The organism is Maricurvus nonylphenolicus (assembly GCF_042854845.1).
Taxonomy (GTDB): Bacteria; Pseudomonadota; Gammaproteobacteria; order Pseudomonadales; family Cellvibrionaceae; genus Maricurvus; species Maricurvus nonylphenolicus.
In genome coordinates this window covers 4,766,926-4,780,961 of sequence record NZ_AP031498.1, presented here as the reverse complement: position 1 = coordinate 4,780,961, position 14,036 = coordinate 4,766,926, and the positions used below count along the sequence as shown (strand labels likewise).

The window sequence follows — 14,036 nt, the reverse complement described above, 5'->3', positions numbered from 1 at the left end:
AGTGATTATATAGCACACATTGAGTATTCACGAAAACTGCCTGTAGGTGGATGCTTACCCTGATGATATCAGGCCCCAAATAGTGTTAGAGACAGTGTGGCGGAGTTAATTGAGATATGACGATTTCTGAAGTACAGCCCGAGGCGGCGTTAAAGTTATACGCGGGACAACCTATGCATGATGTATTTCCAGTGCTCAAGGATTTCCTGCCAACAAAAGTAATGACGCCCTGTATTGCGCCGTCTCCTTTCCCGAGTGGGGACAGCCTATCATTGCCTGAGCATTACGAGTATTTATCAGAGCAGAAAACTACTGAGGCATTAATCAAAGAAACCGATACCGCTGCACTTTTGGTGTTAAAACAGGGAAAAATCTGTTTCGAGCATTATTATCTGACCGGCGGGAAAGATGTTCCCTGGATTTCATTTTCAATGTCAAAAAGCATTGTGTCTGCGCTTGTCGGTATTGCTCTCGAAGAGGGAAAAATTAGCAGTATAGAGGATCCTATCTCCGATTATGTGCCCAGCCTTAAAGGGTCTGCTTATGATGGCGTTAGTATTCTGCATGTACTGCAGATGTCATCAGGTGCTCGTTGGAGTGAAGATTACAGTGACCCTAACGCAGAGGTTCATCGCTTCGAAGCCGTAATGGCGGGCATAGATACGCTCGAAGAATTTGTATCTGGTATTGAGCGAGGGTACGAACCAGGTAAGCAATGTCGCTATAACTCCGCCGATACCATGGCCTTGGGATTGCTCCTGATTAAGGCCACAGGCGTATCCATATCGGCCTATATGCAAAAACATCTCTACAACCCATTAAGAATGGAAAATGCGGGTTATTGGTTGATTGATCGAGAAGGCACCGAAATGGCTGCCGGCGGCGTATTAATGACCGCGCGTGATTTTGCCAAGTTCGGAGAGCTATTCCGAAACTCCGGGGTGTGGAATGGAAAACAGATTATACCAGCAGCCTGGGTTAACGCCTCTACGACCATTCAAGCTGCACACCTCAAACCTGGAGAGGTATTACTTGGCGACCACAAGTTTCCTTTGGGTTATGGGCTTCAGTGGTGGATTCCCGAAGGGGATTTAGGTGAGTTCTCGGCAATAGGTGTTTATAACCAATTTATTTACGTGGATCCATCACGCGACCTGGTAATCGTAAAGCTATCTTCAAATCGACAGTACGGTACTACATCCAGTGAATCTACCAATAAAGAGTTGGAAACCCTTGAAATGTTGAGGGCGATTGCCAAAGCCACAGATGAAAAATAAAAGTAAACAAATCTAAGGGTAGAAATAAAAATGAGTAATGAAGAGCTGGTGAGAAACGCGTGTCGTGTGATATGGAGTGAAGGGGATGTTTCACGGGTTGCTGATTTTTACGGGGATACGATTGTTGGACATTACCCGTTAACCGATTGGGGGGATGGTATTGAGGGGGTAAAGAAACTTGCTTCTACTATTCGCCAGGGATTTCCTGACTATAGCGAGAGGATTGATGAGCTTGTATGTGTGGATGATAAGGTGCTTGTCCGCCTCAATATTACCGGGACCCATAAAGGCATGTTGTTCGGGTTGCCTGCAACAGGGAATAAAGTGGATTTCACCGATGTGACTGTTTGCCGGGTTGATAATGGCAAAATTGTCGAACAGTGGGGGCTCAGTGATCACTTTACCTTGTACCGACAGTTGGGTCTGATTAGTGATAACCCGGTTAAGCTTTTTTTCAAGGCTATCGTACAACGTCTAATTAATACATTTTCTTTTGGGAAATAGTGATGGTTTATTCGGTGAGGTATTTTCCATAAAACTCATCATAGACTTTCTGGGCTGTTCCGTTTGCGATCGCTTGTTGAAGTTTTTGCTTTATCAGCCCTATAGTTTCAGGTTGCATCTTATTGTCGATATAAAATAACAGTTTTACTATTTTGTTGTTGTGGCACTCGTGGATGTCGAACAGGCTTTTCTCAAGCCGAGCTGATGCAGCTGTGAGCGCAAAAGCTTCTACCGTGGTGGCGAGATATGAGAGTCTCCCCGCCATAAGCATTTTCAAACCATGGCTATAAGTCTTTACCGCAACAAATTTGATCGGGAATGGCGTTGCGCGGTTGGCAACATCGACTTCAGAAACATGGGCAACAAGACCCAGAGTAGCATTGTCTTCTTTGGTGATGGAATATGGAGGTGTTGTCGTTGTATGGTGAGAAACTATAGCGCACTGCAATTCAAAGATTGTATCAGATACTTCATATTTATCTGATAGGTCGTTAAAGCTCTTAAAATCGCTTGTTTCGACTGCCAGCACTACCCAGTTTGGGTAGGATCTTCGATTGATTGCCTGATGTACTCTCATGGTGGGAATGGATTGTGAATGCAGAGAGATCTTGCTGTCCGCTAAAACCCTGTCCAGTAGTACAAAGCCAATATTTCTGGGGTTTATCGTTTTTTCCTGAGTTATATCTTCAAATGGCGTGGCACTTAGGTAGGTGATTTCTGATGCTGAGCTAAAGGCTGGCCCTAGCGTCATGCTCACAAAGAGTTGCAACAGAAATATGGGGCGGTAAATCATCAGGGAAGCTTTGCTCAGATCATTATCGTCAAGGTTATATTGAGCGTAGTTAATAAATCAGTAACCTTAAAGGTAGCAGCCCTATATGATTAGTTGTGCATTATTCTAAAAACCTATTAACCTGTTGTTTTTTATGGGATTTCTGCTGGTGGTTTGCAGCTTGTCAGCCAGGCTATTGTTTGCGTTTGGACGCAAATAGTTGCTCTGCCGTTTCTGCCAGCAGGCGCACACCAGGATGCTTCATCTTGCGCTCGGGGGAAATGGCATAGTATCGCTCTTTAACGGCATCGGTTCGGCCAATAACCTTGACATCGTATTGTTTGCACACATGCTGCTCGATAATGGATGGAGTACAGAAGACCCCGTGCCCCAGTTGGCCAAAATATTTCATCAGCGCGCTATCGTCGAATTCCGCAACAATCTCAGGGGCGACATCGATACTTTCAAACCAGTTAAGTAAGTTGGCCTTTTGGTTGGATTTATCACTGGAAATAAGCAAGGGGGACTGATCAAGGGAGTAGGGAAAATCACTTTTTAGTTTTTTAGCATCGTTGTTCTTGGCATAAAAGCTCAATCCGCTCTCGCCCAGTAAGTGGTTGTAGGCTTTAATGGGAATGCTAGTAGTCAGCGGGCGGTCTGAGATGACCAAGTCAATACGGTTAAGCGCCAGTTCTCCCAGTAAGGTTTTGTAATCCCCCTCTCGACATACCAGTTTTACCGGGCCATCCAGCTCGTAGGCACTTTCAAGGATCGTGGCCACGAGAATCTTGGGGACCACATCAGTAATACCCACATTAAAGATAAAGGTTTTAGTCAGGTCGTGAGCCTGAAGTGACTGTTGTAGCTCTTCGCCCAGGGAAAAAATATCTTCCGCATAGTGTAATGCCAACTTGCCTTCAGTGTTGAGAACCAGGCGCTTACCGACGCGATCAAACAGCTCAATACCCAGATAATCCTCAAATGCCGTTAGCTGACCGCTAATCGTCTGTGGTGAGACATGTAATACCTCGGCGGCTTTAACAATGCTGCCTTCACGGGCGACGGTGAAGAAGTAGCGCAGATGTTTGTAGTTGAGCTGTTTCATGTCTGGAGGTCTACGGGTTTATTATCAATATTTATTATACGTATTTTTCGAGTTATGGATTAGTTTTAATCGAATATATTTGTTTAGGCGTTATAGGTATAAATTGAACCCTGTGCGTTCACGAATTATGAGCGCAGTGCTTTCAAGGGAGAGGTTATGCCAAAAGTATTTCGTGAAATGTTACAACATGACGCAACCGGCGGTATTTTGCTGGTGGGGGCGGCCATATTGGCTATCGCTATTGCCAATTCGGTGATGGCCGATGCCTACCATAGCTTTCTGAATATACCGGTTGTTGTCCAGTTTGCCGATTTTGCCATCAACAAGCCTTTGCTGCTGTGGATCAACGATGGATTAATGGCCCTGTTCTTTTTCCTGGTTGGCCTCGAGGTTAAGCGGGAATTAGTCGATGGTCATTTGTCGTCCCTCGATCAGGTGGTATTGCCGGCTGTGGCTGCGCTAGCGGGGGTTGTCACACCTGCACTTATTTATGCCTATTTTAACGGTGGCGATATTATTGGCTCCAGAGGCTGGGCTATTCCTGCGGCTACCGATATTGCCTTTGCTTTAGGTGTTCTGAGTCTCTTCGGTAACCGGGTGCCGGTCAGCCTGAAGCTGTTTTTACTGTCCGTAGCGATTTTTGATGATATTGCCGCTATTGTCATTATTGCCCTGTTTTACTCTTCAGATCTATCGATTGTCTCCTTAGTGGTTGCCAGCGGCGGGTTGTTTATCCTGCTGTTAATGAATTTAGCCAATGTTCGCTATCAAAGTATCTACATTGTTGTGGGGATGGTTGTCTGGGCCGCGGTCTTGAAGTCCGGCGTACATGCAACGCTGGCAGGCTTTATGGTCGCATTATTGATTCCGCTTAATGTTACCAATGAGCACGGCGATTCCATGTTGAAATCTATGGAGCATAGCCTGCAGCCATGGGTTGCCTTCTTCATTTTACCCCTGTTTGCATTTAGTAATGCCGGTGTGAGTTTATCCGGTGTTTCTGTGGCTGATCTGTTTAACCCAATCACTCTGGGGATTGCCGCAGGTTTGTTCTTCGGCAATCAAATCGGAGTCTTTGGTGTCAGCTGGATCGTGATTAAATTGAAACTGGCCAAATTACCTTCTGAAAGCTCCTGGTTGCAACTCTATGGGGTGGCCTGCCTATGTGGTATTGGCTTTACCATGAGTTTGTTTATCGGTTCTTTAGCGTTTGAAGGTATGGACTCTTCTTATATAGACAGGGTAAAAATCGGCGTATTACTCGGTTCTATACTGGCTGCTATTGTTGGTTCTCTCGTTATCCACTTGTCGTTAAAAAAACAACGGGTTCAGGAGTATCGCTATGACCTATCGCGCACCTAAATGGTTTTTGCCATCCATGATATTGGGATTGGTTTCTTACGATGTATATGCCAAGACCACAGCATTCAATGATTCCCCTTCACTGGCGACCTGCTTTAATTGGTTTGGCAGTAAGACATCGGATGCCGATACCAGCTGTGTCGACTTTATCAATTACCACTACGATAAAGTGATTGATGCCAAACTGGCCGGTAAAGTAGATCGCTTGGCATATCGATTCGAAGGTGGTGGCTTATCTTCTTTTGAGGAGCGGGCCCTTAAGACCCGCGTTGGCTCGGCTGTTGATCGTACCAGCAATTAGATCGCGCCAGTAATCCACTGGGCAAGAACCGTATAAGTGGGAATGCCCACCAGCACGTTAAAGGGAAAGCTGACCCCCAGTGATGAGCTGATAGAAAGGCTGTGATTGGCATTGGGTAGGGCAACTCGCATCGCCGCGGGTACGGCAATATAAGAGGCGCTGCCCCCCAGCACCGCTAATAAAATAGCGCCGCCAGTGGATAACCCTATGGCCAGCCCCAATAGACAGCCGAGTATGCCGCCGACAATGGGCATGGCCATACCAAAGGCCAGCATAAAACTGCCGACTTGTTTAATATCTTTTAGGCGGCTGGCTGCTACCATGCCCATTTCGAGTAAGAACAGTGCCAGTACACCTTTAAAAAGGTCAAAGAAGAAAGGTGCTACTCCCTTGATATTATCTCCGGCGAGGAATCCAATTAAGAGTCCGCCAACCATCAGGACTACTCCTTGATTGAATAGCACTTCGTGTAACAGTTGGCGTTTTTCTTCAGCTTGTTCCGGGGTATTCGTTTTGCGCTTTGCCAATGCCAATCCGACAACAATAGCGGGCATTTCCAGTAGTACCACAAATAATGGAATATAAGCTTCATATTCAATATTTTTGGCTTCGAGGAAAGCCACTGCAACGGCGTAGGTGCCTACCGATACTGAGCCATAATGAGCTGCGATTGAGGCGGCATCCCAGCGTGGTAGTTTGCCGAAATAATATAAAATGGGGAACGCAATAAACGGTAGCGCAAATCCAAACGCGATAACCGTAAAGGATTGTCCAAGTAATTCCCATGAGGCATGTTCCGCCAGAGCTACGCCACCTTTGAGACCAATGGCTAGCATAAGGAACAAGACCAGCGACTGGTAGAGCGATTTGGGGAACTGAATATCTGCGCGCACCAGGCTGGCAAATACACCTAACAGAAAAAACGCAACACCGACATCGACTTGCATAGCTGACTTCCTTTAATTCTGCATTGCTTAGGAATTGTGCTTAGGGATTGTTCTTAGGGATTGTGCTTTGGATTTGAGTTGTCAGTACAATGGGCTGCGGCTCTTGATAGCTTTGCAACTTGCTCGATATCAGACTAATGGCGATAAGTCCCAAGCCTATGCTCATAAGGGCCATACCAATAGATGCTTTGGTGGCCACTACGCTGCCAAGTACGATAAATCCAAGGCCTACTACCAGGCTAAATACCAAACGTGATGTCTCCATTGTTGCCTCCAAAAAGCTTAGGGTGAGTGTGGGTGTAAAGTCGGCGCTATTATGCAGAAATGGTTGGATAGATAAAAATAGATGCTATCTATATTTTGTATAGATAAATGTCTATGATGGGGGAATATCCCCGGGAATTAAGCTATGAAAACATCACGCCTGCATGCGCATATTGGCACCTTGAGACAGCTGGAGATTCTGCTGGCTGTGCACGACCATGGTGGTATCAGTGCGGCGGCTAAAGCCTTGTATTTGACGCAGCCAACGGTGTCCATGCAAATGAAAAAGCTGGGGGATGCTATTGGCGCTCCTTTGTACCGCATGAATCAACGCCAACTGACGTTTACCGATGAAGGCATTGAGCTGGTAAAGACCGCAGTGGAGGTGCTCGACAGCTTTGCTCGCCTCGATAGTACCTTGAGTAAGATGAATGAACTTAAGATGGGTACCCTGCGGCTGGCCGTGGTGAACACTTCACAGTATTTTATTCCTCACCTTTTAGGACCTTTCTGTCAGCAATTCCCCGATATTGATGTACAGCTAAAAGTTGGCAACCGCGAGCAAACCATAGAGCGCTTACGGCAAGGCGTTGAGGATTTTTATGTGTTCAGCCATCCGCCGCAGGATAACGATAGCGACAGTATTGAATTCCTTGATAACCCATTAGTCGCCATTGCCCACCAGGACCACCCGCTGAGCAAAAGAAAACGTTTGAGCCTGGACCATCTGTGCAAAGAGCCTTTTCTAATGAGAGAGCAGGGCTCGGGCACAAGGCACGCTATTGAGGAATTCTTAAGAAGTCAGAACAAGTCCTTATCGGTAAAGATGACAATGGAAAGTAACGAGGCGATCAAGCATTCAGTGATGTCTGGCTTGGGAGTCTCTATTGTTTCGGCACATACGCTGACCTATGGCGGCCAGTCTGACTTGGTGCGCTTACCGGTTAAAGAGCTGCCTATCGATTCCCATTGGTTTTTTGTCTGGTCAACGACTAAACGTCGTACGGTGATTGCGGAGTCTTTTCTGGAATACGTTCAAACCGAAGGGCGAGAGTTACTGCAAAGGGAGCTAAGACGTAATAAGTTTTAACTCGAGCTAAATACAGCTACTCCGCACTTCGTAGATATTTTCTCTTTCCCTTTCTCTTCTTTCTGTGCAAGAAAATGCCTATTTTCACGCTTGCCTATGTCATTGGATAGGCTGCTGATCATAGGCAATCTATCTGTAATTTCCTGGCTGAGTATTTTGAAGGTCGTACTGATCACAATCCAATGCTCTGCGTTTTAGCATATTACTTGAATTTAAGAGGTTGGAATTCATGTGGAAGGTATCTAATGAAGGCTTGGTGCGAGTGTTTCAACTGGATAATCCAGCAGAGAAAAATGCGATCAATCCTCAGGGCGTTGAGGAGTTTATAGGTCTTCTTGATCAGGCTGAAGAAGACTCAGAAGTAAAAGTTATCCTCTTGACCGGTGCAGGTGAAGTCTTTTCTTCAGGAATGAATGTACAGTTCTTTATGGAACCGCCTGCTGCCGATGAAGACAATGTCGTCGTTAGAATGTTTGACACATTAATAGACTTTCCAAAGCCCATCATAGTAGCCGTTAATGGATTAGCGGTTGGTTTTGGGGCTACGGTGTGTGGTTTGGCTGACCTGGTACTGATGGCCGATAGTGCGAAACTAAAATTTCCATTTCCAGCCTTGGGGCTTGTGCCAGAAGCTTGTAGTACTTACACCTTTCCTCGATTGATGGGGCCTCAACATGCATTTTGGGCGCTGTTGTCGAGTGAATGGTTTGAGGCTAAGCAATGCAAAGAAATGGGTTTAGCATTAGATATCGTCGCAGATGAAAAGTTATTCTCAGAAGCCATGAACAAAGCACAAATCTTGGCTCAGGCACCCTTGGTATCACTGATCGAAACGAAGAAGTTGGTGATGGACCCCTATCGACAACAGCTCAAAGACGTGAATCTAAAAGAGCTAAAAGTGTTCGCTGACATGCTGAGCGGTCCTGCCTGCCAAGAAGGTGTTGCTGCCTTTTTAGAAAAAAGAAAGCCTGATTTCTCGAATTTATAAAACCATAAAGCCCGTTATAAAAGGGCACTTGATTGAGAGAGGAGATAGTGATGAATCTAGATTCCCGTAACAACAATAACTATAAACGTAATCTTTTAGTGTCGGCGTTATCTATCGCGGTTATGAGTAGCCCCTATGCGGTTGCCGAAGACGTAGAAAGCTTTGCGCTTGAAGAGATTATCGTCACTGCACAGAAACGCGCGCAGAGTTTGCAGGATGTGCCTATTTCTGTTTCCGCCATGGGCGGAGATAAGATGTCTGAAGCTGGTATCGAAAGCCTGGCTGATTTGTCTGCTTATGTACCCAATTTACGAATAATTGATGGTGGTTTAACCCCGCAATTATTTATTCGTGGAATCGGTTCTGGCTCCAATCAGGGCTTTGAGCAATCCGTGGGAATCTATACAGATGGCGTATACGCTGGGCGTAGCTTACAGTCACGCGCGGGTTTTATGGATTTGGAGCGTGTAGAGGTTTTACGCGGCCCACAGAGTATCTTATTCGGCCAAAGCTCTATTGCTGGCGCGGTTAGTCTAATCAGTGCCAAACCTACCGATGAATTTGAAGGCATGGTCAGCTTGGGGCATGTTCCGGAATTTGATGAGACAGAAGTAAATGCTTATGTCTCTGGACCTTTGACTGATTCGGTTCGGGCAAGGTTGGCACTAAGAGACCGCCAAGAAGGTGGTTTTGTCGACAACAAGTTTCGCAACGAAGATGCACCGGATTTGGATGAGCAGACGGCAAGGCTGACGCTGGATTGGACCGCGGGAGATTTGCTGGCGACCTTTAAGGCCGAGGTGTCGAGTATGGAGCGTAAAGGTCGCCCGATGACGGCGATTGATCTTGGTGACTACCCAACACTGACAGCCATAGGAACACATGGACCGTTGCAGCAATCTTCTACCAGGATTGCACATGATATGTGGACTGATGCAGATAACAAATTGGAGTTTGACAGTCACAGCTTTGTACTAAATCTTGAGTATGGCTTAGGCGAGCATACCCTTACGTCAATTACGGCATATAGCGAATACGAATACAAAGAAGATAATTATGATGGTGAAGGCAGCGAGGTAAACCTGGTTTCACTCGATATGACGGAAGATTTTGATCAGTTAAGTCAGGAGTTACGACTGACTTCTCCAGGTGGTGAAACGATTGATTATATCGTTGGACTCTTTTATCAAACCTCCGAACAGGATTATCGGGAAGATGCAACCTTAACGGTTTCTTCCATTGGTCTTGATGTAATCTCTGGATTACCCGTTGGTTTGTTGGATTCCTATAGTAATCGCGTATTCACCCAGGAGTCAGAGAGTTATGCGGCGTTTGGTCAGCTAACCTGGAATGTGAGTGATATATTACGCTTAAATGTCGGGCTTCGTTATACCCGCGATGAAAAAAAAGGTTCGCGTGATCAAGTGGCTTTCTCATTATCTGCTGCACCTGGTGTGTCTTTAAATGATATCGCTGTTCCGGTGTATGGCAGTGTTGCGAATATTGTCGCGAGTGAATTCAATATCGCGGATCATAATCTAAAGGATAAATACGACGAAGAAAACTGGACGCCGAGTATTAATCTGCAGTACGACCTATCGGGCGATGTCATGCTGTATGCCAGCTACTCGGAAGGTTATAAGGCCGCTGGTTATGACGCACGTGGCATTAATGGATGGACTTCTACGACCGCATTTCCAGGTAAGTCTGGTGTCCAGTTAGGTGGTGAAAGCTTCTTTTTCGATCAGGAGGAAGCAGAGACAATTGAATTAGGGGCGAAAATGACTTTGTTGGACGGTTCTGCAGAGTTAAATATCGCTGTGTATCAGACCGACTACACCGATATGCAGGTAAGCGTCTTTGATGGCACCTTCGGTTATGCGGTGCAAAATGCCGGTGAGGCTCGGGTGCGTGGTTTGGAGTTGGACGGTCGTTGGCGTGCAACAGAAAGCCTGACGCTCAGTGGAAGTTTGGGTTATCTGGATTTTGAATGGCTGGATTACACCGCAGGTGCTTGTAATGGCATGGGAACCCTGCCGGTCAGCCCTGTTTCGGCAGATAATTGCGATTATACCGGTAAGGAGAATCAGCATACCCCAGAATGGACGGTCAATCTAAGTGCAGATTATGTGGCCTACCTGGGTGATGGACTTGAGTTACGCTCTACCCTTGATGCTAATTTCAAAGATAATCACTATGCATTCGCCGACCTGGATCCACGTTCAGAGCTATCCGCTATGACGGTGTTTAATGGTCGAATTGCATTGGCTGCCAGTGATGACTCTTGGCAAGTTGCCTTAACAGGGAAAAACCTCACTGATCTGGATATGTTCTCTTATGGCTCCCCGGTGACTCAATCCAACGGTGGTTTCTTCGTCAAGATGATGCGCCCACGCACATTGGGTATCGAAGGACTTTACCGCTTTTAACTCTACCCTCGATGCTGGAGAGTTCTATTCAGCTCAGGTACTTATAGCCCTCCTTGGAGGGCTCTTTTTTATCTGGAAGATATGCTCAAGTAGACGCTAACTTATTGATAATTAGCAGAAATATTTGGTTTAGGCATATTGGTGTGCGAGGAAATGCCTATTTTCCTGCTCGGTAATACCATTGGATCGGTGGGGGAGGTTGGCAATCTATATTTGCGAATACCGTATCCGCAGTTACGGTCAAATAGAGAGGGGCTTGATAGCGGCTAAGATTCACTAAGCAAGAGCTTTCGATAGGCAAGCGGAGTTAATCCTGTCCAGCGCTTAAACGATCGAATAAATGTGCTGGCTTCGGAAAAGCCTAAGTCAAAAGCTATTTTTTCTATACTGTGAATATTGTTCTCCAGATGGAGTATTGCAACATCTCGTCTGGTGTGTTCCTTTATTTTATTAAAGGGGTAGTTCTCAGCGTTTAATCTTCTCCTTAAGGCGTATTCGCTGATGTCAAGATGTGCGGCAGCGTTAGTAATGTCCGGTGATTCTACCCCTTCTTTGAGTATTTGCTCTAGCCAAATTCTGACTTTTACAGACGTGAGTTGACTTTGTCGAGACTGAATAATGAGTTGAGAAATATAATTATCCAAGAAATCTTTTAGTTCTTGGTTTGAACGGACACACTTCCGATCCAGATGTTCCTTGGCAAAGTATATGGCAGACACCTTTTTATCAAAATGTATCGGTGAACCATAAAAGTTGAATCTGTATTCACTGGCGTAGCTGGGGGAGGGGTAGTTCAAATCTACTCTTTTTATAGGGATAAAGTCATTAGTTTGCCAGCATAAAAATCGATGTATAGCTGCAAAAACATGAATGTAGATGTAATTCTCAGCAGGTGCAGGAGCATGGTTGGCTGTAAATTCCAGGCGGCAGGCGTTTTTATTGTTGTAGAGTGATATAGACACACCCTTGCCGATAAGGTTTATGCCGTCGCAAATAATTTGAATGCTTTCTGCTATTGTTGTGGCCGACTGACACGCCCGAAAAATAAACATAAACGTGCCTGAAGGTATGGTTTCGTCTATTAGCCCCAAGGCGTCATCATTCAGGCGCGAGGTTATGGATTGTATCAATCCTGCGAATGCTAAAACTGAAACACGCATTCTTTCGTTCTTTAGCGTTATGGCGGGGATTCCGTGCAGTTTCAACAACTCTTCACTGCTGATGCCTTTTTTCTCTGTGCCAATCAAGACTTGTCTGACTAATTGGGAGGAGACAGTAACGGCGGCCATATGATAACCCAGAATCGCGAAAACAGATTAACGGTATATGCAAGATAATGCCTATTTTTCCGCTTGTCCAGATCATTGGATGTTATTGGCAAATTAGGCAATCTATATTTTCGACATCAGAAAGTTGCTTGATGTCAGTAGTGAAAATATGAGATTCAGGGTTTGTAAATAATGAATGTTGCTATACATGTTCAGCGTGCATCGAAGGTGGCTCCAAACACCATCGCCACCATCTATGGGGATCGTACTCGTACGTGGAGCCAATTTCACAGTCGGGTGGGCCGTTTTGCGGCAGGGCTTAAAGACGTTGGTGTTAAAGCCGGCAGTCGGGTCGCTATATTGTCGCTAAATTCGGATAAATACCTAGAGTGTTTTTATGCCATTCCCTGGGTAGGTGGCGTTGTGGTCCCCATGAACACTCGCTGGAGCGTTGAAGAGAATTTATATGCACTGAAAGATTGTGGAGCTGATGTTCTGCTGGTGAGTGATGAGTTCTTATCGTATGTAGATGCCTTTAAACAAGAAGCTACTGATCTGAAACACATTGTTTATCTGGGGGATGGCGATTTGCCGCAAGGGATGATGAGCTATGAGGGGATGATTGATAGCTCAGAACCTATGTTACCAGAGCGACGCTTGGAATCTGATCCTATTGGTATTTTCTATACCGGTGGAACCACGGGCTTCCCTAAAGGTGTACTTCTTCCTGTAAGAGCCTTTAATTTTCAGGCACAACTCGGTTTGTCACAGGGGGGGATAGACGAGCAAACCCGCGCGTTACATGTAGCCCCCATGTTTCATGTAGCTGATTTGGTGCTGACTCTCCCTGTTACGGCGGTTGCGGCTACCCATATTATTGTTCCCTGGTTCGATCCTGAGTCCATGCTACAGCAGATTGAGCAGCATCGAGTAACACATACGATGGTTGTGCCGACAATGCTAAAGATGATGGTTGATACACCTTCAATCGACAACCGAAATCTGGATTCACTGTACCGAATATTATATGGCGCATCTTCAATTACAGAATCGCTTATTAATGATGCCATGCGCAAAATGCCGGGCATCACCTTTACGCAAGCCTATGGGCAGTCGGAAGCCTCAGCAGTCACGGTTTTATCGCCAGAAGATCATCGGCCTGAACGCGAAAAGCTAAGGTCGGCTGGTAAACCCGCACCAGGAGTAGATATCACCATCGTTGATGAAAATCGTCAGCCTGTTGCGTTTGGAATCACAGGTGAGATTGTGATTAATGCCCCTAATAGAATGTTGTGCTATTGGAATAAACCGGAGCAAACCGGTGAAGTACTAGTGGATGGATTAATTTACTCCGGTGATGCGGGATATATGGACAGTGAAGGCTATGTGTATATTCAGGATCGAATCAAGGACATGATTATCACCGGTGGTGAAAATGTGTTTTGTGCGGAAGTAGAGAATGCCATGGTGGCCCACGAGGCGGTAAAGGAATGCGCAGTGATTGGTGTGGCTGATGAAAAATGGGGTGAAAATGTTCATGCGATTGTTATTTTGCATGAGGGAGAAACCGTAACTCAGGAGGCATTAATTGAGCACTGTCGATCTTTGATTGCCGGCTATAAGTGCCCAAGGAGCATTGATTTTAGAACTGAGCCGCTGCCCTTATCTGCGGCAGGCAAGGTTTTAAAAACCGAGTTGCGTAAGCTCTATCAAGTTAAGCAAGCTTAAA

General features: G+C 45.7%; 13 protein-coding genes. 8 read left to right on the top strand and 5 right to left on the bottom strand.

Annotation, left to right across the window (positions count from 1 at the left end):
• Positions 1–116 precede the first annotated feature (116 nt).
• Both ACGHZ6_RS20755 and ACGHZ6_RS20750 read left to right on the top strand, forming a co-directional pair.
• Positions 117–1,277, top strand: coding sequence for a serine hydrolase domain-containing protein (locus ACGHZ6_RS20755; RefSeq protein WP_390615956.1), 1,161 nt, complete (start codon positions 117–119; stop codon positions 1,275–1,277).
• Positions 1,278–1,307: 30 nt separating this feature from the next.
• Positions 1,308–1,781 (top strand): ester cyclase, encoded by a 474-nt coding sequence (locus tag ACGHZ6_RS20750; RefSeq protein ID WP_390615955.1) that lies wholly within the window; start codon positions 1,308–1,310, stop codon positions 1,779–1,781.
• A 7-nt stretch (positions 1,782–1,788) separates the two neighbouring features.
• Here ACGHZ6_RS20750 and ACGHZ6_RS20745 read toward each other — a convergent pair whose 3' ends face one another.
• Entirely contained in the window at positions 1,789–2,574 is a 786-nt protein-coding gene (locus ACGHZ6_RS20745; RefSeq protein ID WP_390615954.1) for a hypothetical protein, read from the bottom strand.
• A 172-nt stretch (positions 2,575–2,746) separates the two neighbouring features.
• The gene (gene nhaR, locus ACGHZ6_RS20740; protein WP_390615953.1) at positions 2,747–3,658 is read right to left on the bottom strand and encodes a transcriptional activator NhaR; all 912 of its coding nucleotides are present in this window, start codon (positions 3,656–3,658) and stop codon (positions 2,747–2,749) included.
• A 156-nt stretch (positions 3,659–3,814) separates the two neighbouring features.
• On the opposite strand from nhaR, the gene nhaA reads away from it, so the two are divergent.
• Both nhaA and ACGHZ6_RS20730 read left to right on the top strand, forming a co-directional pair.
• The gene (nhaA, locus tag ACGHZ6_RS20735; protein ID WP_390615952.1) at positions 3,815–5,020 is read left to right on the top strand and encodes a Na+/H+ antiporter NhaA; all 1,206 of its coding nucleotides are present in this window, start codon (positions 3,815–3,817) and stop codon (positions 5,018–5,020) included.
• Positions 5,001–5,321, top strand: coding sequence for a hypothetical protein (locus ACGHZ6_RS20730; protein WP_390615951.1), 321 nt, complete (start codon positions 5,001–5,003; stop codon positions 5,319–5,321). The genes nhaA and ACGHZ6_RS20730 overlap by 20 nt, the downstream gene beginning before the upstream one ends.
• Here ACGHZ6_RS20730 and ACGHZ6_RS20725 read toward each other — a convergent pair.
• Both ACGHZ6_RS20725 and ACGHZ6_RS20720 read right to left on the bottom strand, forming a co-directional pair.
• Positions 5,318–6,268 carry a sodium-dependent bicarbonate transport family permease gene (locus ACGHZ6_RS20725; RefSeq protein WP_390615950.1) on the bottom strand — a complete coding sequence of 317 codons (951 nt, stop codon included), beginning with the start codon at positions 6,266–6,268 and terminating at the stop codon, positions 5,318–5,320. The genes ACGHZ6_RS20730 and ACGHZ6_RS20725 overlap by 4 nt on opposite strands.
• Positions 6,269–6,308: 40 nt before the next feature.
• Positions 6,309–6,533: a hypothetical protein gene (locus ACGHZ6_RS20720; RefSeq protein WP_390615949.1), complete on the bottom strand. Its 225-nt coding sequence runs from the start codon at positions 6,531–6,533 to the stop codon at positions 6,309–6,311.
• Between the two features lie 144 nt (positions 6,534–6,677).
• On the opposite strand from ACGHZ6_RS20720, the gene ACGHZ6_RS20715 reads away from it, so the two are divergent.
• The 3 genes from ACGHZ6_RS20715 to ACGHZ6_RS20705 all read left to right on the top strand — a co-directional run bounded on the left by ACGHZ6_RS20715 (position 6,678) and on the right by ACGHZ6_RS20705 (position 11,039).
• On the top strand, positions 6,678–7,622 hold the full coding sequence (locus ACGHZ6_RS20715) for a LysR family transcriptional regulator (RefSeq protein WP_390615948.1): 945 nt from the start codon (positions 6,678–6,680) through the stop codon (positions 7,620–7,622).
• Positions 7,623–7,851: 229 nt separating this feature from the next.
• Positions 7,852–8,610 (top strand): enoyl-CoA hydratase/isomerase family protein, encoded by a 759-nt coding sequence (locus ACGHZ6_RS20710; RefSeq protein WP_390615947.1) that lies wholly within the window; start codon positions 7,852–7,854, stop codon positions 8,608–8,610.
• A gap of 50 nt (positions 8,611–8,660) precedes the next feature.
• Positions 8,661–11,039 (top strand): TonB-dependent receptor, encoded by a 2,379-nt coding sequence (locus ACGHZ6_RS20705; protein WP_390615946.1) that lies wholly within the window; start codon positions 8,661–8,663, stop codon positions 11,037–11,039.
• Between the two features lie 266 nt (positions 11,040–11,305).
• Here the strand turns inward: ACGHZ6_RS20705 and ACGHZ6_RS20700 are convergent, their stop codons facing one another.
• Entirely contained in the window at positions 11,306–12,328 is a 1,023-nt protein-coding gene (locus tag ACGHZ6_RS20700; protein ID WP_390615945.1) for an AraC family transcriptional regulator ligand-binding domain-containing protein, read from the bottom strand.
• 171 nt (positions 12,329–12,499) lie between these two features.
• On the opposite strand from ACGHZ6_RS20700, the gene ACGHZ6_RS20695 reads away from it, so the two are divergent.
• Positions 12,500–14,035: an AMP-binding protein gene (locus tag ACGHZ6_RS20695; protein ID WP_390615944.1), complete on the top strand. Its 1,536-nt coding sequence runs from the start codon at positions 12,500–12,502 to the stop codon at positions 14,033–14,035.
• The last annotated feature ends 1 nt before the right edge of the window (position 14,036 follow it).

What these genes read in the sequence shown, in the direction of transcription:
- ACGHZ6_RS20755 (WP_390615956.1), top strand. Translation starts at nt 117, where the DNA reads ATGACGATTTCTGAAGTACAGCCCGAGGCGGCGTTAAAGTTATACGCG.
- ACGHZ6_RS20750 (WP_390615955.1), top strand. Translation starts at nt 1,308, where the DNA reads ATGAGTAATGAAGAGCTGGTGAGAAACGCGTGTCGTGTGATATGGAGT.
- ACGHZ6_RS20745 (WP_390615954.1), bottom strand. Translation starts at nt 2,574, where the DNA reads ATGATTTACCGCCCCATATTTCTGTTGCAACTCTTTGTGAGCATGACG.
- nhaR (WP_390615953.1), bottom strand. Translation starts at nt 3,658, where the DNA reads ATGAAACAGCTCAACTACAAACATCTGCGCTACTTCTTCACCGTCGCC.
- nhaA (WP_390615952.1), top strand. Translation starts at nt 3,815, where the DNA reads ATGCCAAAAGTATTTCGTGAAATGTTACAACATGACGCAACCGGCGGT.
- ACGHZ6_RS20730 (WP_390615951.1), top strand. Translation starts at nt 5,001, where the DNA reads ATGACCTATCGCGCACCTAAATGGTTTTTGCCATCCATGATATTGGGA.
- ACGHZ6_RS20725 (WP_390615950.1), bottom strand. Translation starts at nt 6,268, where the DNA reads ATGCAAGTCGATGTCGGTGTTGCGTTTTTTCTGTTAGGTGTATTTGCC.
- ACGHZ6_RS20720 (WP_390615949.1), bottom strand. Translation starts at nt 6,533, where the DNA reads ATGGAGACATCACGTTTGGTATTTAGCCTGGTAGTAGGCCTTGGATTT.
- ACGHZ6_RS20715 (WP_390615948.1), top strand. Translation starts at nt 6,678, where the DNA reads ATGAAAACATCACGCCTGCATGCGCATATTGGCACCTTGAGACAGCTG.
- ACGHZ6_RS20710 (WP_390615947.1), top strand. Translation starts at nt 7,852, where the DNA reads ATGTGGAAGGTATCTAATGAAGGCTTGGTGCGAGTGTTTCAACTGGAT.
- ACGHZ6_RS20705 (WP_390615946.1), top strand. Translation starts at nt 8,661, where the DNA reads ATGAATCTAGATTCCCGTAACAACAATAACTATAAACGTAATCTTTTA.
- ACGHZ6_RS20700 (WP_390615945.1), bottom strand. Translation starts at nt 12,328, where the DNA reads ATGGCCGCCGTTACTGTCTCCTCCCAATTAGTCAGACAAGTCTTGATT.
- ACGHZ6_RS20695 (WP_390615944.1), top strand. Translation starts at nt 12,500, where the DNA reads ATGAATGTTGCTATACATGTTCAGCGTGCATCGAAGGTGGCTCCAAAC.